Annotated in this window: 2 tRNA genes; both read left to right on the top strand. The window is 55.2% G+C overall.

The annotated features are described in order from the left end of the window. The first annotated feature begins 14 nt into the window (after positions 1-14). Positions 15-91 (top strand) — tRNA-Ile (locus MWU62_RS18870). Positions 92-186: 95 nt separating this feature from the next. Beyond that, positions 187-262: transfer RNA gene (locus MWU62_RS18865), tRNA-Ala, on the top strand. Positions 263-279 lie beyond the last annotated feature (17 nt).

Genomic DNA, 279 nt, shown 5'->3' with positions numbered 1-279 from the left:
TGGCAAGCAAAACCGGGTCTGTAGCTCAGGTGGTTAGAGCGCACCCCTGATAAGGGTGAGGTCGGTGGTTCAAGTCCACCCAGACCCACCAAAATCGCGTAGCTCGTCGTTGTGTCCGAACTTGCATAGCAGGCTATGCGGCGTCCGAACACGCCTAGATCTACACGATTTTACGAGATAGCTTTTGGGGCTATAGCTCAGCTGGGAGAGCGCCTGCCTTGCACGCAGGAGGTCGGCAGTTCGATCCTGCCTAGCTCCACCAAATAACTGACTAGCTTA

The organism is Marinobacter sp. S6332, assembly GCF_023016045.1.
GTDB lineage: Bacteria > Pseudomonadota > Gammaproteobacteria > Pseudomonadales > Oleiphilaceae > Marinobacter.
This window is presented reverse-complemented; position numbering and strand designations above follow the sequence as displayed.